We start from the raw sequence: 20,247 nt of genomic DNA on the forward strand, positions 1-20,247 counted from the left end.
TAATTCTTTTTCATTTAGTATAGATACTCATCACTTAGACTAGACCTCTTAACCATCAATTGATATAAATCACAATTTTTCATTAAATCTTCATGTTGGCCACTATGATCCAGTTGACCATCCTTAAGAACTAGGATTTGATTTACCTTTTCAATGGATTTCAAACGATGAGTAACAATTAAAACCGTCTTATTTTGAATCAATTGATTGATAGCTTGTTGGATTTCCATTTCGTTTTCGACATCCAAAGAAGCAGATATTTCATCTAATAAGATAATTGGTGCATCCTTTAAGAAGGCCCTAGCAATTGAAATACGTTGTCTTTCTCCACCCGATAAACGTGAACCATTCTCACCAATCTTAGTTTGGTATCCATCTGGAAGTCGGGAAACAATCTTATCCACATTGGCGGCTTTAGCAGCTGCTAATACTTCTTCATCGCCGGCTTCCTTACGACCAATACGAATATTTTCTAAAATGGATGTATTAAATAATTCAACTTCTTGGAAAACAATGGAGATATTCTGGAACAAAGTTTGTGTTGAAATTGATTGAATATCGTGACCACCAATTAAAATCTTACCTTCTTGATAATCATACAATCTCGATAACAAACGAAGTACCGTTGTCTTACCACAACCGGAAGGACCGACTAAAGCCGTTACTTGTCCTTGTTTTGCACAAAAGCTCAAATCTTCAATAACCTTGTTTTCAGCATAAGCAAAACCAACCTTTTGAAATTCAATATCAAAGGAATGAAGGCTTATGTCTGTTCCCTCTTGAATTTTTTCATTATTCAAATCCGTAATACGCTTAAACGAATCCAAGAAGAATAAACCCATTAATAAATATTCCTTCATACTATTGAATTGGGATGACAAACTGCCGGCTGCCATCAAATAACCTAAGAAATACAAAATGGATAACTGTCCTTTTTGAAATAAATAAGCGCCCACAATAGCAGTGAAGAATGGTGCTAAATAAGGTAAGACACCAATCAACGCAGAGATGGATGCCATTGTAAAATCTGCTCTACGATGAAGAATTTCTGTATCATCAATCGCCCTTGCAACGTCTTGTTTCACCTGTTCTTGCATGGAATAACTCTTAATTTCCTGTTGCATTTCAAAGGCATCTTGGAAACTATTAGAATTCTTTAATAATTGTTGATAATACTTCTTCACATTTCGCGTTTGAATATCTTTTGTTAAGAGAATTAAAACTAAAGCAATCCAGATTGGTAAACAAACTGCAATACCTAAATACACATTCCCTATCAATAAAAAGACTGTCATAATTGTGTAAAACAGGACAAAACCGATACCCTGTGGTAAAGCATGGCTCATAAACATTTCTAAGTTTCCAACATCCATCATCACCGTTTGTGATAAGTCTGATAAATTATGCTTAGAGAAATAGGACAAAGGTAATTTTCGGAAACGATCGGCTATTTGAACACGCATTGCGATGCTTTCTTCATAAGTTGTATCGTAAGTCAGCTTATATTCCCACTTTAATAAAAAATACTTCACGAAAATAATAGAAACCAAAATAGCTAGATAAAACCATAATGAGTGCAATTGGTTCTGCATATAATTCTGTAAGAACACAAACACTAACATTGGTACAGTTGTAAATAACACAAATTTCACACTTGTTAAAGCAGCCGCTTTTTTAGTGTCATGAATTCCCTTTTCACTTAGTCCAAAACGACTTAAAAATTTATTCAACATGAGAAATCCTCCAATTATTTGCTTGTTGGTATAACTTTTGGAAATAGAAATAACGACCTTTTTTACCCATCAATTCCACATGACTGCCACGTTCCATGACTTGTCCATCTTCAATAAAGAAAATTTCATCCACATTACGGATACTGCTCAAACGATGAGCAATCATAATAACAGTTTTTTCTTTCATTAATTGTGAAAAAGCCTGTTGAATTTCATATTCATTCTCCGGATCACTTGCGGCACTAGCTTCATCTAAAATCACAATCGGAGCATCCTTTAAGATTGCTCTTGCAATTGCAATTCTTTGTTTCTCACCACCTGATAAATGAACCCCTTTAGCGCCGATTAAGGTATTTTCCTTTGTTGAGAATTTTTCAATAATTGGTAAACACTTTGCTTTTTCCAAAGCATCCATCACTTGCTCATGACTAGCTTTTGGATTACCCAATTTCACATTGTCATAAATACTCATTTTAAACAACTTGGCATTTTGAAACACAAAGGCAATATTCTTTTCTAAAATCGTAGAATCATATTCCTTTAAATCCACACCACCAATTTCAATTCTACCTTTTTGAATCGGATAAAAACCAGACATCAATTTCGCTATAGTTGATTTTCCTGAACCCGATGGACCAACTAAGGCATACTTCTTCTTTCCTTCTAAATGTAAATCAAAATGATTGAGAATTGGCAAATCGTTTGTATAGCCGAAGGAAACTTGTTTAAAATCAATGGAAACATCTTTCATTTCTTTTATCGTTCCACTAGATAGAGAGTTTTCTTTCATCTCTTTAAATAGATTATCCATTTTATCAATCGTATCTTTTGCCATACTAAAGTTCTTAGAAAACATCATGACTTTCAAAAATGATGTATGCAATAAGCCCGAAAAAGACATGAAGAACACCACTAAACTAACCACATCCGACATTGAATGATTGGCTTGTATCATTGGATATACAATCAAAATTACAAAGCCTCCTAAACTCATCATACAAGACTGGTATAAAACCCATGGTACTTTGTAATTTTCACATTGTTTATTGATCTTTTCTGAATAATCCAAGATAGCTTTATACAAACGAGTAAAAGACTGAATGCCCAAACCAAATACTTTAATAACCTGAATACCACGCACATATTCCACTGTTTCTGAGTTGATTGCTTCCAATGATTGCATATATTCTTTCATTGCATCATCACCTGTAAACATAAACTTGAAGCAATACAAAGCAAAAACAATGGCTGCCACAACCAATAAGCCGATTTGGAAATTCGCCCGGAAAGATAAAATTAAGACACAAATTGGAAATAAAATTGCATTGACTAAATCTGGTAAAATATGTGCCACAACGGTATGGGTGTTCGCTGTATTATCATCAATGATTTTTCTTGTACGTCCTGAAGAATGCACGTCAAAGAAACTAAAGGAGGCCTTTAAAAGTTGATTTAAACCTTCTTTTTTTAGATTGCTTTCTAAACGGAATGCAAACACATGACTGCAAATTAAAGAGGAAAAATAAGTAAACACAAACAACAATGTTGTCACAAAAATCTTAATTGCTAAGGATTGAATAACATCTAAATTCGCATTACTTGTTATTTCTTTCAATAAAGACCAGAAGTAATAAAATGGCACAAAAGTTAAAATAGTCGAAATACCCGAAAGAACCATGGCTGCAATGTAATAGCCTTTTTTATCACGACCATACTCTAATAAAGTTTTTAATAGTCGCATATTAATTTCCATTCAAATGTTTCTTTAAAATAAAGTAACCAAGGTATATGCCCACAAACGCCAGCATAAAAACAATAATACTGGAATACCAGGCCCACATACCCGATGTGTATTTGATATAAGCTTCCATTTCCAAAGCTGTTTGTCCGCGACGAATCCATTCTTCCTTATACTTATCCACAAAGAATAAAGACGGAATAATAGCACCCCATGCTTGACCAACGTGCATAATACCAGATGAAATTGCTAGCCGAAAAACGGAAGTCTTCTTTGAAAGAGAGGCCAATAAATCAGCTAGAATAGCAGTCAAAACCGAAGAGATAATCCATGGTAAATAAGCACCGCCCATTAGTGAAAAACACGCCATAACTAAAATAGTAAGAATCGTGAATTGCCCTAACTTCCCAACTTTGCGTGCCATAAAGTATAAAACAGTGCCTGAGAACAAAGCACAAATACCAGGACTAATCGCATGTCCCATTGCTCCTAAAGGTGTGATAAGTGCCATTACCACAAAGTAGATAATTATGTATACCGCTGTTAATAAAGCAATCAATAAAAAGTCATTTGTTTTCAAATTATTTTTCATAATGTTTCTCCATTTCTATAAATATTTTGTTTAATTGGGGAATTTTATCTTCCGTTAAATAGAAATCTTCTTGAAGTTTCCCCTCTTTTAGATATAAGATGCGCTCAGCACATAAGCGTATCAATTCATAATCATGACTAATCACAAATAAAGATTTATCCTCTTTTAATTGTTGAAAAGTATGAGCAACTAATTCCAAAGAATCTTTATCCAAACCACTGCTTGGCTCATCAAATAAGAAGATACCTTGATTAGATACCATACTAATTGCCATTTGAAGTCGTTGTTTCTGACCACCGGATAAAGTTTGTGGATGTTGGTCTTTTTGTTCTAATAAGTGCATAGCTTCTAAAGCTTTTTGGTTAAGATTATCCTTCTTTTGACTAATCCTTAGTTCTTCATAAACACTAGGCGCAAAAAGCTGATAGTCAGCATCTTGCATCATATATAAAACTTTATCTTTTAGTTCTAATTTTCCTGTATCCGCCTTAACTAAACCAGCTATCATACGCGCTAATGTGGTCTTACCAGCCCCATTCACGCCAACCAAGAAACAGATTTCTTTTTTATAAAGCTTTGTACTGATATTTTTTAAAATTGTTTTATAGCCAATATTCCTTAATTCCAATGCAAGTTCTTGGCTTGGAACAATCTTTCGTTTTGGGTACTCTGCTATAAATAAATTTGCGCTTCGTTTTCCATAGTTGGAATTTAAGAAAGCTTCTTCACTATCAAAACAACGCATTTTTTTATCTTCTAAGACCCAAATCTGATCAACCACTCCTTTTAAATAGAAATAACGATGATCAGCGACCAGTATTGTTTTTCCACTTGCTTTCAATTGTTGCATTTGTTTCTTAAGTCGCATCGCATTGCCATAATCCAAATTAGCGGATGGTTCATCAAATATTAAAACCTCAGGTTTCATAATCAAAGCTGTTAATAAAGCTAGTAATTGTCTTTCACCTGATGAGATAGAAAAGATGTCTCGATTTAATAAAGAATGGATATGAAACTCATCGCATAAGTTATTTAATCTTCGTTTCATTTCTTCTTTTGAAAAACCATAATTTTCCATTTGAAAGACTAATTCCGCTGTACTATTGGTTGTAAAAAATTGACTCCGAGGATTTTGGAAAATATTAGAAATCCATTTTCCAATATCTTCTATTCTTTCCTCTTTATTTCCTTTGCGAAACAATTCCCCTTCCAGTTCCCCTTCAATCACTTCCGGAATAATTCCATTGATGATGTTTAGCAAGGTAGACTTACCCGAACCACTTTTACCTGTTAAGTAGATGAGTTGACCTTTTGGAACTTTAAAGGTGATTCTATCTAAGGTTTTATTAGATTGATAAGCAAAGGATAGCTCATTCGCTTCCAATAAGTGATTCATACAAGACCTCCTACAATAGCCCCATAGCCAATCAACACCAAAGCAAGCAAAGAAACATCACGAAGTTGAAAAGATTGTTCAAAATAACTGGTTCGCTTTTCTTTAGCCGCTATTCCTTTACTAAGACCAGCAATAGTTAATTGGCTACTTAGTGTTAAACAACGGAAGAGTTGTGGTACTAATAAATATTCAAAACTACGGATAGGATGATAAAAGCTAACATCCACTCCTCTTAAACGCATGGAATCTTTAATCAAGCGAAACTCAGCCGCAAAGGTTGGAATATAACGCAAGGTAACGGTAATCGCAATGATTAAAATCTTAGGTAACTTTAGTTGCTGTAAAGCGGATAATAACTCGGAAGAATTATAATCATAGATAATCACAGAGGCTAATAAAATAGTTGGTAAAAATAAAACCAACATTCGAAAGAAAGAAATAGCAATTGGACTATAAAAATAATTTCCTACGATATAGTACAGAGTAAAAAAAATCAAAATCCAGAAAATCCCTTTACAAAAGCGCCTCATCTTTCCAGAAAAAAGAAGCACCAAAAAAGCAATGGTAAATGTAAAAATGACACCTTTCTGACTAGGAAATACAGAATTTATAACCGGTATAAAAACATTCAAAGCTAGAATGCTCAAGGGATGAAAACGCTTGTGACTAGATGTTACGACAGTATGTTGAAATACTTCCATTCTTGCCTTTCTAAGTTAGTTATAACTAACTTAGAAATTATACCATTGCGCTTAGTTAGCTTCAACTAACCATTTTATCCAATTATCCTTTAAAAAAGACAGTCATATGTACCGACCTCCTAATCGTTAGATTTTGGTCTAACTTTTGGGGGTCACATCATTGTTTATCGCTTTTTTACATTACTTCTATCGATTCAACCTTCAAAAGATGCGATGTTTCATTCGACAAATGTGATTCCAAATTGATTTAAAGTTCGACAAAGGACTGTTTTATTTCAGACAGTTCTTGCACCTTTCGTTCCAATACCACCGGATTCATTCCATTTTGAACTGCAATTTCATAATACTTATCAAATTCGGGATGATTATTTTGTTTCACAACTGCTAAAAGTTCTGCAAAATATCCCCAACCATTATTGTAGCTTCTGGTTGAAATATAATCCTCTCTTTTCGGCATCCACTGCAGTTTTACAAAGAATTTGTAAAGTATCTTACTCCACGTTTCCACCTCATCATCATAACAAAAAAACTTGGTCTCAAATAGATTGCCAAAACGCCTGTCCCAAAACTTTACATTATCAGGCAAATACCACGTATTACGGATATCTCGACATATCAATTCGAGTGCAATTCTTTCAAGTATGACAGCCGGTTCACCGCCAGCACAATCATAACTTCCGGCAACCATACTTTGTGAAGCTTCTTCTTTTAATTCCTCATAGGCTGTGCTACTATCAAGCAACACCAAAGCAATTTTTGCACGGTGACCAAAGGCTTTCCCCGCACTGAATATCCTATATTTCTCAATCTGGTTCATAATTCCTCCCTTCAGCAAACAGGTTCTACCGTTTTGCCAAACAGCATGATTCAAGCTCTCAAAATTTCCCTTCGTAAAAATAGGCAGGATGACTGTCATTTCAATCACTTTAGCATGATTTCTCTTGCCTTATTTTCCCATTCATCTTCAAGTGGCTTCAATGCTATCTTCTTCCATTTTCTAATTTTCGTTCTAAAAGTGCCAAAAGGTGCAACCGTATTGACATGGATAAATTTATATACTTCCCAAGTGGCTGTTTTAGTCGCTTCATCTGCCCATTTTCTCATGTGCGGTTTAAATAATTCTTCCTCACTTAGCGAATCGATCATCGCATAGATAGAATTGATATTTTCATTTAATTTGGATTTCAACTCTTGTAGGGATAAATGAGCGTAGGTATCTGTGAAGTACTGATATAATTCACCCAATTGATTCCATTTAAATTTATCCGATGGGGTCTTTGCCTTCAGTCCCTTTCTTTCATCTTCTTCCCATTTAAGAACTAAGGTTGTCCATCCCACCTGATAAGCGAGATTTTCCGCCGGTGTTCTATCAACTTCAGGGGTCCTCTTATCTTTTAAACTCTCCGGAATATTATCAAATTCTGAAATATATTTCTCAAATGTTTTATTTATTTCAGCCTTGAGTTCTTCTTTATTTTCGTACACTCGCAAAAAATCACCTCCGTAAATTCTAATTTATCTATCCCTACAAATTGGGGGTTGCCAGAAACTAAAGTTTACAAACCATAACATAGTCCTCTTCATTTTCACGAACAACTTCAAAACCTAATTTTTCGTACATACCCACTGCATAGTTTATCTTTTGAACAGATAATGAAACTTTCTTATATCCTCTTTCTTTCAAGGTCAAAAGAATTTGTTTCATAAGTTCTGTCCCAATTCCCAAGTTTCTGTATTCCTTAAGAAGCGAATCGGTAGAAATTCCACACATACTACACCTCCATGTTTCAAGGAATTTTTTATTTCAACTTCTAATTTACAAATTTCTATCTAACCATGTTTTTAGTTCATCAAAACTGTAATCTCCTTTTAACGCTATCCCATCACTTACTAATAAGCATGGAAATACCGTCAGGAACATAATTATAAAGTGAGCAATTGATTGCTTGAGTAAAGACCGGTTTTCAATTTCATATATGACAGAAGCCGTAGCCGGCAAAATTACAATAATCCCAACTAAAAATATACCTTTAACTTGAAAAGTATCTATTCCTTGATATAGGGCTCACCTCATTGCTCACAGCTTTTTAGTTGTTATTATTTGATTTTTCAACAGGAATACGTAACAATGCAATGAGAATTAAAATTGAAATAAGACCTATAACAAAAGGACCTTTTTCTATGATAGGGATTAATCCCGTCATTCCTCCATATTTTAATTTAATTCTCAGTATATCAAATAGACATACCCCTAAAGTGATACTATCTAATAAAATACTTATTTTTTTAAAATATTTACAAGAATTTTTCTTAACAAGTGAAAATACAGTTAAACAAAGAAGAATTACAAGTGGAATTAAACTAAATAATCCTATTTTTTCATATCCGTAGTATATTGTATCCGGAATATTTCCCGGTGGGATGCTACCCCTATACAATCTTGACCATGGTAATAATATGGATGATAGAATTCCTGTTAATGATAAAATAATTATATACATTTGTAAGTTTTTTGATTTTCTCATTTTACCCCTTCCCAATTTCATATATGACAGAAGCCTCAGCTATCGAAGTTGCGATAATCCCAACTAAAAATGTACCTTAACTTGAAAAGTATCTATTCCTTGATATTTCATGATTATTGATAGTGTCGTCATTATGATTAATGGGATAATTCCCCTGGTTATTGCTTTTTTTATTAACATTTTTCACCCCATCAGATTCTATTTTGTATATTGTATCATTTTTAAGCTCTTTTTTCTACTGTCGGATTCCCTGCTATTTAAAAATCATTTATGGAGATAGTCAAAGTTCATCAATTTGCTTCCTCCCTTAAAAATTTGCAAAGAAAAGACGGTAGATTTTGTACCGACCTCCTAATCGTTAGATTTTGGTCTAACTTTTGGGGATCACATCACAATAGACCGCCTTTTTTTAACAATTCATGTATAAACTTCATATAAATATAACCATCTTCATTTTTACGATAGCCTGCACCAATAAAATGAGAATTCTTAGGTAAACTATATTGGAATTGGCTTACAATTCCTTTTTCTTTTTCTTGAAAACCATTTCTTTCAATGACTGATTCTAATAAAAAACCTTCTTTTTCAACCATCTTTTTTAACATTCTTCTCGCTTTATGGTAAAGTTCATAACGAGGAAAACGAATACGTATACCCTGCTCAATAGCTTGTACATGACAATCCGGGAAATATGATTTCAATCTCTCAACATCTATTTCGTGTTTGAAATACACATCCCAAACCGCTTCTTGTTGATAAGAAAGTCCCTTAGCAAAAGGAAACTCCAATTCCGTTTGAACAATTGTGGTATCTTGAATGCCAAACTCCACAAAAGCTTGACTTGGATTTTCTTCCACTAAAAGAACCCTAATTTTTTTCTCCGTTGGTACATTTTCCTGAAAAAGCTGATCCAATTTTTCAAAAATTGGAAATAAAGCTTCTCGATGAATCACTAAGACTAGGGATCCCTCTTTCATTTGACTAGGTAAATAAGTCCATAGACAACCATAAATCCCTTTTTGATAAGTCATATATACTTTCTGATAAGGCCAACGAATGGCTAACTCCTTTTGAAGTCGTTCAAAGGAAGAAAGAGTCTTTCCCTTGACTTCTTCCGGGACATAGGAAATAGAAAGCTGAAAACGCGATTTCCATAGACCAATCAAGGCATAGAAAAAGACAAGTATAAACGCTGCCAAACATAGCCAAATCCAATATGGTCCCATCTTCCTTTTCCTTTCTATCGTTCCTCTAAGAAGATTGCTTCTTCTACCAAACAATCCGTATTCTTACCCCATTTAAATTCCATTAAAACACTTTTCGCTTTGGAATATCTATGGGCATAAGCGAAACCCAAACGCACACAAGATAAACCTTGGACATAAGCTTCCTCTATCATAGTACCTACCTTTTCTGCTTTTTGCACGACATAAAAGCGACCATTTCCTTTTAAAAGACGATGAACCGATTCCATCAAATCTTTGCTTGGCAGATGTGCTTGCCTTCTCGCCACATCCAAATAAGGATTATCATTCTTTAAGTCACTTACAAAATAAGGTGGATTGCAGACAATCACATCCACTAGTTCACCCCGATAATCTTGAATTTTTGAGCAAACAAACGTGAAGTCAACTTGATTATAGCAAGCATTTTCTCTAGCACTTTCCAGAACCTCTTCAAACACATCCACACCAAGACCGATAATATCAGCCTTTTCCTTAGCATAATACAATAAAGCTCCTTGGTTACAACCAATATCCAATACCTTTTCTTCATCATGCACTTCTAAGAAACGACCTAACAATTCAGTATCACTATTAAAATGATACCAATTTTTTTCCTGTTTAAGACTATACCTTGTTCCATTTAAATAATCTCTTTTACCACTCATCTTTATACTCCATATAGACTTTACAATTGCTAGCAACAAGCACCTACTTTCACTATTTCCAGCAAAAGACTTTGCTGACGATTCCAGATGATTTCTTGCCCTTTTTTCGCCACATCCACTTACCAAGTTTGCAATGACGCTTATTCACGAATGAAATCTTCATCATCTACGATGACTATTTCCTTTTTATTAGCCCACTCTTTCTAATTTCAAAAGTTCAATAGATTGGCGATTGGTAATACGACCTTTCATGCAAACCACTTGTCCAACCTTTAATTTTCCACGAATACTTTCATAAAGTTTACTAAAAATTAAAACCTCTACATGACCACTTTCATCTTCCAAACGCACAAAAGCCATAAAATGATCATTTTTATCTTGGTATTCTTTCATTTGGGCAATAGTTGCCAGACCGGTTTGTTCAGGTTGTTTTGACCATGTGTTCAAAAATGGTAAGGACCAATGGTTCTTTTGACGAATTAAAGCTGAAGCATCTAATTGTAGACTATAAGAAAGGATTTCTTGCTCGTATTGACGCTTTAAATCCAATGTTTCAATTTGATTTGTTAAAATCGGACTGGATACTAAATCAAAGTTTAAACTCTTCTTCCCTTCTTCATAGACAACACATAAATCCGCATAACGAAATGCGACTTCTAATTGATGAATAAGGCTACTACGACTATACCCAAAGAAATCCAAAGCACCAACTTTAATGCATTCTCGAACCTGATCCTGCGTTAAACCTAACAGGGATAAACGAGCGATACATTGGAAATAATCTTTGTACCCTCCATTTTCTTCAAAATCTTTTTGAATTTTTTCTATCGTTTCATAACGCAAGGATGGTATTGCCATTAAACCAAGTTGAATACCTGATTTATATTTCTTGCAGTACGCCTCTTTACAACGCAAATCAAATGGATAGAAAGGAATTTTTTGAATGCGCATTTCTCTTAGAATGCTTCTCATTAAAGAACCGGATTTCAAGGATTGGTTCAATAAGACTTCATAAAAAGTTAATGGATCATGTGCCTTGAGGAAAAGAATTTGGTATGCTAACAAACCATAAGCAACTCCATGCGATAAATTAAAACCAAAGCCACCCATAAATTCTTTAACAATCTTCCATAAATCTGGATGGATGGCATCAAATCTTTCCTGAAAACCTTTGACTAATTCTGGTTGTTTATGCCCGTTTTTACGAATGGTTTCAGCTTGAGCAAAATCAATACCTGTGACAGCCACTAATAGTCGCATCACTTGTTCTTGAAAGATAAAAACCCCATGCGTATCTTTTACAATTTCTTGAATAAAAGATGGATAATCCGATATTTTATTTTCGATGTATTGAGGAATGTGTCCTACCGCTTGGGGACGAGCAATTCCTAGTACATTAACCAATTCCAAAAAAGAAGTTGGTTTTAAATAAGGCAATTGTTTACGAATAAAATTCGCATCGAATTGGAATAAACCGGAAGTTAAACCACGATTTAATAAAGCATAGCTTTCTTTATCTTCTAAATTTAAATGATGGATATCCGTATTTAAGTTGGTTTTCTGTAATAATTCTTTTAAGAAGTCTAGGTTACTTAAAGATAAGAAATCAATCTTAATTAAACCATGTTCCTCTAAGCTATCTTTATCCCATTGAATTTTCAGAAAACCATGGCTATCAATGACCGGTACAATATCCATTAAACTTTTTTCGCTTAAAACAATACCAGCCGGATGAATGGAATCGGATATCAATAAACCCTCTAATTTCTTCGCTGTCGCAAATACTTCCTGACAAGCTTTGGATTGTTTTATAGCATTGCGTAAAGCCTTGTCTTTTTCTTCTAAAAGACGCAAATCATCTACTTTGTATTTAGCTCTCGCTTTTTTAACCGCTATACTTAAAGACTTCGCTTCTCTTTCCCTTAGGGAATAACACTGACAAAGTGATTGCACCACTTCCACACTGGCTAAAGAATGGAAGGTTGAAATCAAAGCCACATGCTCATAGCCGTAAATTTCTTGTAAATATTTCAATAGTACAGGACGATCTTGACCGGCAATATCAATATCAATATCTGGCATTCGCAAACGATTTGGATTTAAGAAGCGTTCAAACAACAAACCATATTTCAAAGGATCCACTTGACTAATTCCCATCGCATAAGCCATTAAAGATCCAACCGCCGACCCTCTGCCCACACCAATCGTAAGGTTTTGTTTATGAGCATAGCGGATAGCTTCATAAACAATTAAAAAGTAGCGTTCAAATTGTTTCTTACAAATAATATTGAATTCCATTTGAATGCGTTCTAAATAGACTTTTGGAATGTCCTTTGTTTGAAGTCTTTTTTGCAGTCCCAGTAAAACCAATTGTTTTAAATAAGCCTTTTCATCTTTATCTCCTAAGAAAAATGGTTTTGGTAAGTTGGTTTGAAAAAGCGATAAGTCCACATGGCATTCACGAGCAATTTGACTGGCTCTTTCTTGGTCCTCTTGATCATAATAATGATTAATTTCTGCCAAAGAATAAAAATAACGACCGACTAAAACTGGTATAGTTGGATCAGAAATCTTCTTCTTTTTTTCTAATAGTTCTAAAATATGAAAATCATTGGCTTCCTTAGCTTCTAAGTATTTAACCTTTGGAATCGCAACTGTCGGAATGTTTTTTGCCTTACAAACTTGTTTTAATAGTGTATTGCATTCACGAAATTTCCTATTTTCGTTATAGGAAATCGCTACATCAAAGTTTTTTAAGTCTTGGTGAAATTGACTTAGTTGCTCATCCAATACATCTCTTTGTCCTTTTAATAATGCCTCATCAAATAAGCCCCCCTCACCATAAACAACCAAATGAATATGACTAGAATGTTTCTTTAAGACTTCATAAGGAAGAGAAGCTTTTTGACTAATGAGATAGGAATCTTGGATTAATTCTTGATAACCTCGATTATCTTTTGCTAGGGCTAAAAAAGGCACAATCGTATTTTCCATTTGAACGTCCATTTCCATACCAAAAATAGCTTGTATCCCCTCTTTTGCACAAAGTTTTCCAAATAAAGAATGACCCGACAAAACATTGTGGTCACTTAAGACAAGACTTTTATATCCAAGCTTTTTTGCGTATGAAACATAGTCTTCTAAGCGTATGATTGACTGATAAAAACTATATTCTGATGTCACAAGCAAATGACTAAACATACTCTTATTATAAACGAAAACAGACGTTCTTTTCATTTTACTTTATACCTTATTTTTAGTACCATTTATTACGGTTAGGGGGCGTATTATGCAAAAGAAAAAAGCGAAAAAATCATTTTTATATTATGTTAATTGTGTTCTCGTTGGTATTTTAGTTTTATATGCGTTAGCTGGCGGCTTTGCACTTATTAAAGGAAGACAATTATTAGCAGGAAAGCCAAATTTAAACTTGGATGACTTAAATTCTTCCGAATCAACAAAAATTTATGATGCAAACAATAAACTCATTACAGAAGTCGGTAGTTATTATCGTGAAAACATTTCCTATAAAGATATGCCCCAATCGTTAGTTGATGCTTTTTTATCCGTTGAAGATTCTCGCTTCTTTGCTCACAATGGTTTTGATGTACCTCGTTTCACAAAATCAGTCCTAGAAACACTTATTCATCATAATGTTCAAGGTGGCTCCACCTTCACCATGCAACTGGTCAAAAACACTTATTTCTCGACTGAAGATAAGGAAAGAAAAGCAACTTTATCCTACAAGGCTCAACAAATTGTTCTGGCAACCGAATTAGAAAAGAAAATGTCCAAAGAAAAAATTTTTGAGTTATATTTAAATAAATTAAACTTTGGTAATCGGATTCGTGGCGTTCAAAAAGCTTCTCAATATTATTTTTCTAAAGATGCTAAAAACTTATCTCTATCGGAATCCGCTTTGTTAGCCGGCATTATCAATCTACCAAATCGTTATAATCCTTATCGTTACTTAGAATACGCTACCTCCCGCCGGAATGAAGTTTTAGACCTAATGGAATACCATGGTTATATTAGTGCTAATGAAAAAAAATTAGCGAAGAGCATCAAGGTTGAAAATTTATTAAAAGGGAATACGCATTTAAGAACGGAAAGTTCCCAATACAGTTCCTTTGTGGATGCCGTTTTAAATGAGGCTCAAGAATTAACCGGTAAAGATCCGGTTTCTTCCGGCATGGAAATTCATACTACTTTAGTACCTCAAATTCAGGAACAAATCGAAAAAATTCAAAATGAAAAATTCTTTCGATTCCCAGATAAAAATATGCAAATATCGCTTGTCTCTATCAATAATAAAAATGGTGAGATTGTCGGGATTGGTGGTGGTCGTCATTATGGTGGCAGTGCTCGTCTTTTAAATCGTGCCGTTTCAAGCTATAAGCAACCCGGTTCTTCCATTAAGCCAATCGTTGATTACGCTCCTGCTTTTGAATATTTGGGTTATTCAACCGATGAAATGCTCTTGGATCAACCAATGACCTTTCCTTCTGAATCACGTGTTTTACATAATGCCGGTAATGAGACGAAATATCGTGGTGATGTGGATATCAAAACTGCCTTGGCGCATTCTTTAAATATTCCTGCTATTCGCTCCTTCGAAGCCGTGACGGCTAAGATTGGTTCAGATAAGTATGTGGAATACCTTCGTAGTCTTGGTTTCAAAAAAGCTCGTTATGGTAATTTCCATCCTTCTATTGCGATTGGCGGTAATTTATTTACAACAACTGTTACGGAAGTAGCGGGGGCTCACGCCGCAATTGTGAATCTGGGGAAATACAACCAACCGCATACCATTCGTAAGATTGTTTATAATGGTAAAGAATACTTACCACCAAATCAAAATAAACAAGTAATTTCAAGTGGTTCTGCTTATTTGACAGATGTCTTAATGGCTAATAACGTAACCTCTGGTGTTTATAACTATATGCAAGTTTTGAAACGCTCCTATCCTATTTACGCAAAGACCGGAACGACTGACTGGGGTTCTTCCGGTCTATCGTACGGTATCCCAAAGGGAGCTGCTAAAGATAGTTGGATGGTTGCCTCTAGCTCCAACTATACCAATGCCGTTTGGTTAGGTTATGATTCTGCAAAAAAAGGGGAAGGAACCTATCTCCACAATTGGAAACGTGCTTTAAATCTTCCCGGTCGTATTAATAACTTAATGTTGGATGTGGAAGAAAAAATCCCCGGTGTTCAATTAAATGGTGTTCAAAAGCCGGAGGATGTTGTGAATATAAGGTACTCTAAAGGAACTTATCCTCATATTGCAATTGATAGACAGAATATCCGTAATCCAATCACTTCCATGGTTTCTAAAAAAGGACTGGAAAATGTACCAACAGTCTATGCCGGTGATTATCAGAATAATGCCAATCACTTAGCTTTCTTCCACGCTTCAATTTCCAATGGCTTAATCTATGCGAACTGGGGTGCACAAAATGTTTGTAGTGGATACAGAGATATTTCTCTTCATGATCGTTACAATAATATTTCTAAATCAGGTTCTTGTCTTGCCAGTAATGGTTGGCTGCCTTCGTTAAAAAACGCTCAATTCTACATGGATCTTTATCAAGATGATAAATACATTACCACCATTCAATCCAAGAAAAATACTTGGGAAGGTTTACCTGCTTACTTTAAAGGAACAGTTAAAGCTTGTGGTTGGATGGTCAATAATGGTAAAAAATCAGAAAAAATTTGTACAAGCGCTGGTTACTACAGTCCTGAAGACACACAGAAAAAAGATAAAGCCTTAAATAATGCAACTAAATAAAGGAAGCTTCATAGCTTCCTTTATTCTTTCACCAATAATGACGCCAAATCAATTATTCAGCCTTCAACTCTCTAGCCATTAAGTCCACCATGGCTTGGCTTGGTTTCTTACCTTCATACAAAATCGCATAGACTTCATTCGTTATTGGCATATCAATATGATGTTTCTTCGCCTCTACATAAACAATTTTACAAGCATACATGCCTTCTACCGTTTTTTGATTATTGGCTAAGAAATTCTTAGCACTATCATCTTTGCCAATTTCATAGCCTGCCATGAAATTACGAGAATGATGAGACGTACAAGTCACAATCAAATCTCCTACTCCATCTAAGCCCAAAAAGGTTTCGGGTTTTCCACCAAAATAAATACCATAACGGCTCATCTCGGCTAGACCACGCGTCATTAAAGCTGCTCTAGCGTTATCTCCTTGTCCCAGTCCATCCAAAATACCGGAAGCGATAGCCATTACATTCTTTAATGCAACACCAATTTCAGCTCCGATTAAATCATGATTGCGATACACACGAAAATAATGATTGGAGAATATTTCTTGAATCATTCTGGAAGCTTCATCATCTTCACTAACCGCATTCACCGATGTCAATAAACGAAGCACCACTTCTTCTGCATGACTTGGTCCTATCAAGCTTACAATTCGAGTTTTTTTATCATGAAAGGCTTTTTGAAGAACAAGTGATAAGCGTTCATGATTCTCGGGATGAAATCCTTTCGCCACATTGACAACAATCACCCCATCTTCTAAGTAAGGACTAACCTGTTTCGCAACTGGTTCTAATGCAATGGAAGGCACTGCCATCAGAACAACTCGACTACCTCTTATCACTTCTAAATCAGTACTAGCATGGATATTGTGATTTAATTCAGCACTAAAAAACTTGGTGTTATGGTGATTATTTTGAATGTCGTCTACTTCACCAACATCCTTACCCCACATTTGTACATCATGACCATTATCCGCTACTACTTGAGCTAATCCCGACCCCCAAGCCCCTGTTCCAAGAATGGCTATTTTCATTCCGACACCTTCTTTCGAGCAATCATACGAATTGGCGTTCCTTCTAAAGCAAACGCATTTCTTAATGTATTTTCTAAAAAACGTTCATAGGTAAAATGTAATAATTTTGGATCATTACAAGATAACACAAAGGTTGGTGGTTGAATGCCCACTTGTGTTGCATAATAAATACGAAAACGCTTACCATTGTGTGTTGGTGCAGGTGTTGTGACTTGTGAATCGCCAATCACCTCATTTAAGACATTCGTTGGAATTCTTCGTTTCGCATTTTCTAAGACCTCATCAACAATTGGTAAAATCTTATGCACACGTTGTTGTGTTTTCGCTGATACAAACACAATTGGTGCATAACTCAAGTATAAGAAATGATTTCTTACTTTTTGTGTAAATTCATTCATGGTTTTATCATCTTTTTTAACAATATCCCACTTGTTTACAACAATAATAATTGGTTTATTCATTTCTACTGCATAACCGGCCACATGTTTATCCTGTTCACGAATACCGGCTTCTCCATCCATCACAAATAAGACCACATCACAACGCTCAATGGCTCGCATAGCTCTTAAAACTGAATACTTTTCAACTGATTCATACACCTTTCCCCGCTTACGAATCCCGGCTGTATCCACGATAATATATGGTTTTTCATCATGAACAAATGCTGTATCAATGGCATCACGAGTTGTACCCTGAATATTGGATACAATCGCTCTTTCTTCATTTAATATCGCATTAACTAAAGAGGATTTACCTACGTTCGGCTCACCAATCACAGCAATCTTAACACCCTCTTCTTCTGGAATATCCACTCTTTCCGGCATCAGCTCAAAACAACAATCCAAAATATCTCCAACACCAATACCATGAATTCCTGAACAAGCCATTGGTTCACCTAAACCAAGCTCATAAAATTCATAAATATTCATCATTCGACTTGAATCATCAATTCGATTAATAGCTAGAACCACCGGCTTTTTAGCTCTTTGTAATAAACCGGCAATGAAATGGTCATCTTCACTAAGCCCTTCAGCACCATTACAAACCATTAAAATGATATCCGCCTCTTCCATCGCAATATCTACTTGCGCTCTAATTTCCGTCTGGAATGGTTGATTGGCTAATTGAATTCCTCCCGTATCAATGACTCGAAAGGAGTTTCCCGCCCATTCAGCGCTACCATACAAACGATCGCGTGTCACCCCGGGTATATCTTCTACGATAGACATTCTTTCACCAACCAAACGGTTAAAAATAGTACTTTTACCAACATTTGGTCGACCAACAATGGCTAATACCATTTCTTTCATATTAAACCCCTTTCTAAAGGTACGAACAAACTTTATCCACGACCTCTTCAATACTCATATCTGAACAATCAATGCGTTTAGCATCCTTAGCTTGTACCAATGGTGAAGCCAATCTTGTTTCATCTTGGCGATCTCTTTCAGCAATGGACCGCCTAACTTCCTCTAGCGTAAGGGAAGGATTTTTTAACTTATCCTCCAAGAATCGACGTTGCGCTCTTGCTTCTACACTAGCCACTAAGAAAATTTTTAATTTGGCATCCGGCAAGACAACGGTACCAATATCACGACCATCCATGATAAATCCTTTTTCTTTAGCCAAGACTTGTTGACGAGCAACCATTTCTTGACGTACTTTTGCCCATTTTGAGACATTAGAAGCAGCCGAAGAGACTTCTGGATTGCGAATGGCTTGACTAACATCTTCGCCATCCATGAAAACTTGTTCCCCTTTTAAAAGAATTCCAGTTTTCTTTAAGCAATCTAATAAAGCTTCTTCATCCTGTTGAGAAATATGCAAGCGAATAGCTTTTAACGCTAAACAACGGTACATAGCCCCCGTATCCAAATGCGTCATATCCAGCTTTTTTGCAAGGCATTTTGAAATCGTACTTTTACCAGCTGCACTTGGACCATCAATTGCAATATTATAACGTTCCATTAATGCTTACCTCCAAAGATACTCATAAATACAAAAGCTAAGATAATCACTAAAGCCACAATCAAAATCACCAATACAATGTTTAAAATACGATTGGTTCTTCTCATCTTTGTATTTAAAGAAGCTACATCATCGCCATAGTTTTCAAGTTGGGCACGCATTGAAGTTGTTTCATTAAGAAGCTGTTGACGAGTGGATTGTTCTTCTTGTCGATTAAGTTTAGGAATTTCCATGGAATATTGTGAATCTTCCACAGCTGAAACGGATTTACCTGCCATAATATCCTGTACTTCTTTCATAATATCCGCTTTTGTTAAAGTTTGAGTTGATTCACTTTCTGCCTCTACTTTTTGGAAAGGAATATCCGTTGTGCTACTATCTTCCAATGGTTCATAGCGACGTTGTTTCTTTGGAAAAGGACGTGTTGGTTTTTCTTCTTTCTTTAAAGAAGTTAAAATGTCCAAAGAAGTTTCTTCACTAACCGCGTTGCCATGTTCCACATTATAACGTTTCGCTTCTTTTAAATATTGGCTGATATATTCATTGTCCAAAGGTGAAGATTCTACATGAGTTAAGGCCTCTAGCGGTGATAAATCCGCTTGATCAATCAGACTTGGTTGGCGTGGTACACGAATGGTTTCCTTCGCATGACTCGCCTTTTTAGGTTCACTAATTTCTTCACTAGGAGCTTTAAAATTACTTTGATCAATTTCATTCAAGCGACGAGCTAATCGAGATAGTTCTTCACTTTGAATGGTAGTATCTTGAAAGGATTCCTGTTCTTGTAAACTATTTCTTAAATCTTTATATTTTTTTATACGGGAAAACTCTGCCATAATTACCTCTCCAATCAAAAAGATTATACCATAA

At 35.2% G+C, this 20,247-nt stretch carries 17 protein-coding genes and 1 pseudogene; 1 reads left to right on the plus strand and 17 read right to left on the minus strand.

Translation table 11 applies throughout. The features are described 5' to 3' along the window. Positions 1–14 precede the first annotated feature (14 nt). The 13 genes and pseudogenes from JOS54_RS03790 to dnaE form a co-directional block, all read right to left on the minus strand. On the minus strand, positions 15–1,733 hold the full coding sequence (locus tag JOS54_RS03790) for an ABC transporter ATP-binding protein (RefSeq protein ID WP_203245741.1): 1,719 nt from the start codon (positions 1,731–1,733) through the stop codon (positions 15–17). Further along, a complete protein-coding gene (locus JOS54_RS03795) occupies positions 1,723–3,474 on the minus strand; it encodes an ABC transporter ATP-binding protein (RefSeq protein ID WP_203245742.1) in 1,752 nt (583 codons plus the stop codon). Before JOS54_RS03795 ends, JOS54_RS03790 begins: the two co-directional genes overlap by 11 nt. 1 nt (position 3,475) lies before the next feature. Beyond that, the gene (locus JOS54_RS03800) at positions 3,476–4,063 is read right to left on the minus strand and encodes an MptD family putative ECF transporter S component (protein WP_203245743.1); all 588 of its coding nucleotides are present in this window, start codon (positions 4,061–4,063) and stop codon (positions 3,476–3,478) included. Then, positions 4,053–5,459, minus strand: coding sequence for an ABC transporter ATP-binding protein (locus tag JOS54_RS03805; protein ID WP_203245744.1), 1,407 nt, complete (start codon positions 5,457–5,459; stop codon positions 4,053–4,055). The genes JOS54_RS03800 and JOS54_RS03805 overlap by 11 nt, the downstream gene beginning before the upstream one ends. After that, positions 5,456–6,160: an energy-coupling factor transporter transmembrane protein EcfT gene (locus JOS54_RS03810; RefSeq protein ID WP_203245745.1), complete on the minus strand. Its 705-nt coding sequence runs from the start codon at positions 6,158–6,160 to the stop codon at positions 5,456–5,458. Before JOS54_RS03810 ends, JOS54_RS03805 begins: the two co-directional genes overlap by 4 nt. A gap of 247 nt (positions 6,161–6,407) precedes the next feature. Continuing rightward, complete coding sequence (locus JOS54_RS03815; protein ID WP_203245746.1) at positions 6,408–6,977, minus strand: hypothetical protein; 570 nt, start codon at positions 6,975–6,977, stop codon at positions 6,408–6,410. A gap of 104 nt (positions 6,978–7,081) precedes the next feature. Then, positions 7,082–7,651 (minus strand): ClbS/DfsB family four-helix bundle protein, encoded by a 570-nt coding sequence (locus JOS54_RS03820; protein ID WP_203245747.1) that lies wholly within the window; start codon positions 7,649–7,651, stop codon positions 7,082–7,084. A 58-nt stretch (positions 7,652–7,709) separates the two neighbouring features. Continuing rightward, positions 7,710–7,910 (minus strand): annotated as a pseudogene (locus JOS54_RS03825) (GNAT family N-acetyltransferase); the annotation flags it as partial. A gap of 66 nt (positions 7,911–7,976) precedes the next feature. Further along, positions 7,977–8,210 carry a DUF3021 family protein gene (locus JOS54_RS07875; RefSeq protein WP_370541417.1) on the minus strand — a complete coding sequence of 78 codons (234 nt, stop codon included), beginning with the start codon at positions 8,208–8,210 and terminating at the stop codon, positions 7,977–7,979. A 37-nt stretch (positions 8,211–8,247) separates the two neighbouring features. Next, the gene (locus tag JOS54_RS07880) at positions 8,248–8,685 is read right to left on the minus strand and encodes a hypothetical protein (RefSeq protein WP_238928377.1); all 438 of its coding nucleotides are present in this window, start codon (positions 8,683–8,685) and stop codon (positions 8,248–8,250) included. 389 nt (positions 8,686–9,074) lie between these two features. Further along, on the minus strand, positions 9,075–9,911 hold the full coding sequence (locus JOS54_RS03835; RefSeq protein WP_203245749.1) for a hypothetical protein: 837 nt from the start codon (positions 9,909–9,911) through the stop codon (positions 9,075–9,077). A 14-nt stretch (positions 9,912–9,925) separates the two neighbouring features. Then, on the minus strand, positions 9,926–10,576 hold the full coding sequence (locus JOS54_RS03840) for a methyltransferase (RefSeq protein WP_203245750.1): 651 nt from the start codon (positions 10,574–10,576) through the stop codon (positions 9,926–9,928). A 189-nt stretch (positions 10,577–10,765) separates the two neighbouring features. Then, on the minus strand, positions 10,766–13,777 hold the full coding sequence (gene dnaE, locus JOS54_RS03845) for a DNA polymerase III subunit alpha (RefSeq protein ID WP_203245751.1): 3,012 nt from the start codon (positions 13,775–13,777) through the stop codon (positions 10,766–10,768). 88 nt (positions 13,778–13,865) lie between these two features. On the opposite strand from dnaE, the gene JOS54_RS03850 reads away from it, so the two are divergent. Next, a complete protein-coding gene (locus JOS54_RS03850; RefSeq protein WP_203244320.1) occupies positions 13,866–16,370 on the plus strand; it encodes a transglycosylase domain-containing protein in 2,505 nt (834 codons plus the stop codon). 52 nt (positions 16,371–16,422) lie between these two features. Here the strand turns inward: JOS54_RS03850 and JOS54_RS03855 are convergent, their stop codons facing one another. Genes JOS54_RS03855 through JOS54_RS03870 form a run of 4 tightly spaced genes read right to left on the minus strand, consistent with a single transcriptional unit; the run spans position 16,423 to position 20,213 of the window. Next, complete coding sequence (locus JOS54_RS03855; protein WP_203244321.1) at positions 16,423–17,409, minus strand: NAD(P)H-dependent glycerol-3-phosphate dehydrogenase; 987 nt, start codon at positions 17,407–17,409, stop codon at positions 16,423–16,425. Further along, positions 17,406–18,719 (minus strand): ribosome biogenesis GTPase Der, encoded by a 1,314-nt coding sequence (der, locus tag JOS54_RS03860; RefSeq protein WP_203244322.1) that lies wholly within the window; start codon positions 18,717–18,719, stop codon positions 17,406–17,408. The genes JOS54_RS03855 and der overlap by 4 nt, the downstream gene beginning before the upstream one ends. Positions 18,720–18,732: 13 nt before the next feature. Then, complete coding sequence (cmk, locus tag JOS54_RS03865; RefSeq protein WP_203244323.1) at positions 18,733–19,377, minus strand: (d)CMP kinase; 645 nt, start codon at positions 19,375–19,377, stop codon at positions 18,733–18,735. Beyond that, positions 19,377–20,213, minus strand: a complete 837-nt coding sequence (locus tag JOS54_RS03870; RefSeq protein ID WP_203244324.1) for a hypothetical protein — start codon at positions 20,211–20,213, stop codon at positions 19,377–19,379. The genes cmk and JOS54_RS03870 overlap by 1 nt, the downstream gene beginning before the upstream one ends. Positions 20,214–20,247 lie beyond the last annotated feature (34 nt).

The organism is Bulleidia sp. zg-1006, assembly GCF_016812035.1.
In the GTDB taxonomy this organism is placed as follows: Bacteria; Bacillota_I; Bacilli_A; order Erysipelotrichales; family Erysipelotrichaceae; genus Bulleidia.

Bases quoted from the DNA above. Each gene is read 5' to 3' on its own strand.
- JOS54_RS03790 (WP_203245741.1), bottom strand. From the start codon at position 1,733: ATGTTGAATAAATTTTTAAGTCGTTTTGGACTAAGTGAAAAGGGAATT.
- JOS54_RS03795 (WP_203245742.1), bottom strand. From the start codon at position 3,474: ATGCGACTATTAAAAACTTTATTAGAGTATGGTCGTGATAAAAAAGGC.
- JOS54_RS03800 (WP_203245743.1), bottom strand. From the start codon at position 4,063: ATGAAAAATAATTTGAAAACAAATGACTTTTTATTGATTGCTTTATTA.
- JOS54_RS03805 (WP_203245744.1), bottom strand. From the start codon at position 5,459: ATGAATCACTTATTGGAAGCGAATGAGCTATCCTTTGCTTATCAATCT.
- JOS54_RS03810 (WP_203245745.1), bottom strand. From the start codon at position 6,160: ATGGAAGTATTTCAACATACTGTCGTAACATCTAGTCACAAGCGTTTT.
- JOS54_RS03815 (WP_203245746.1), bottom strand. From the start codon at position 6,977: ATGAACCAGATTGAGAAATATAGGATATTCAGTGCGGGGAAAGCCTTT.
- JOS54_RS07880 (WP_238928377.1), bottom strand. From the start codon at position 8,685: ATGAGAAAATCAAAAAACTTACAAATGTATATAATTATTTTATCATTA.
- JOS54_RS03835 (WP_203245749.1), bottom strand. From the start codon at position 9,911: ATGGGACCATATTGGATTTGGCTATGTTTGGCAGCGTTTATACTTGTC.
- JOS54_RS03840 (WP_203245750.1), bottom strand. From the start codon at position 10,576: ATGAGTGGTAAAAGAGATTATTTAAATGGAACAAGGTATAGTCTTAAA.
- dnaE (WP_203245751.1), bottom strand. From the start codon at position 13,777: ATGTTTAGTCATTTGCTTGTGACATCAGAATATAGTTTTTATCAGTCA.
- JOS54_RS03850 (WP_203244320.1), top strand. From the start codon at position 13,866: ATGCAAAAGAAAAAAGCGAAAAAATCATTTTTATATTATGTTAATTGT.
- JOS54_RS03855 (WP_203244321.1), bottom strand. From the start codon at position 17,409: ATGAAAATAGCCATTCTTGGAACAGGGGCTTGGGGGTCGGGATTAGCT.
- der (WP_203244322.1), bottom strand. From the start codon at position 18,719: ATGAAAGAAATGGTATTAGCCATTGTTGGTCGACCAAATGTTGGTAAA.
- cmk (WP_203244323.1), bottom strand. From the start codon at position 19,377: ATGGAACGTTATAATATTGCAATTGATGGTCCAAGTGCAGCTGGTAAA.
- JOS54_RS03870 (WP_203244324.1), bottom strand. From the start codon at position 20,213: ATGGCAGAGTTTTCCCGTATAAAAAAATATAAAGATTTAAGAAATAGT.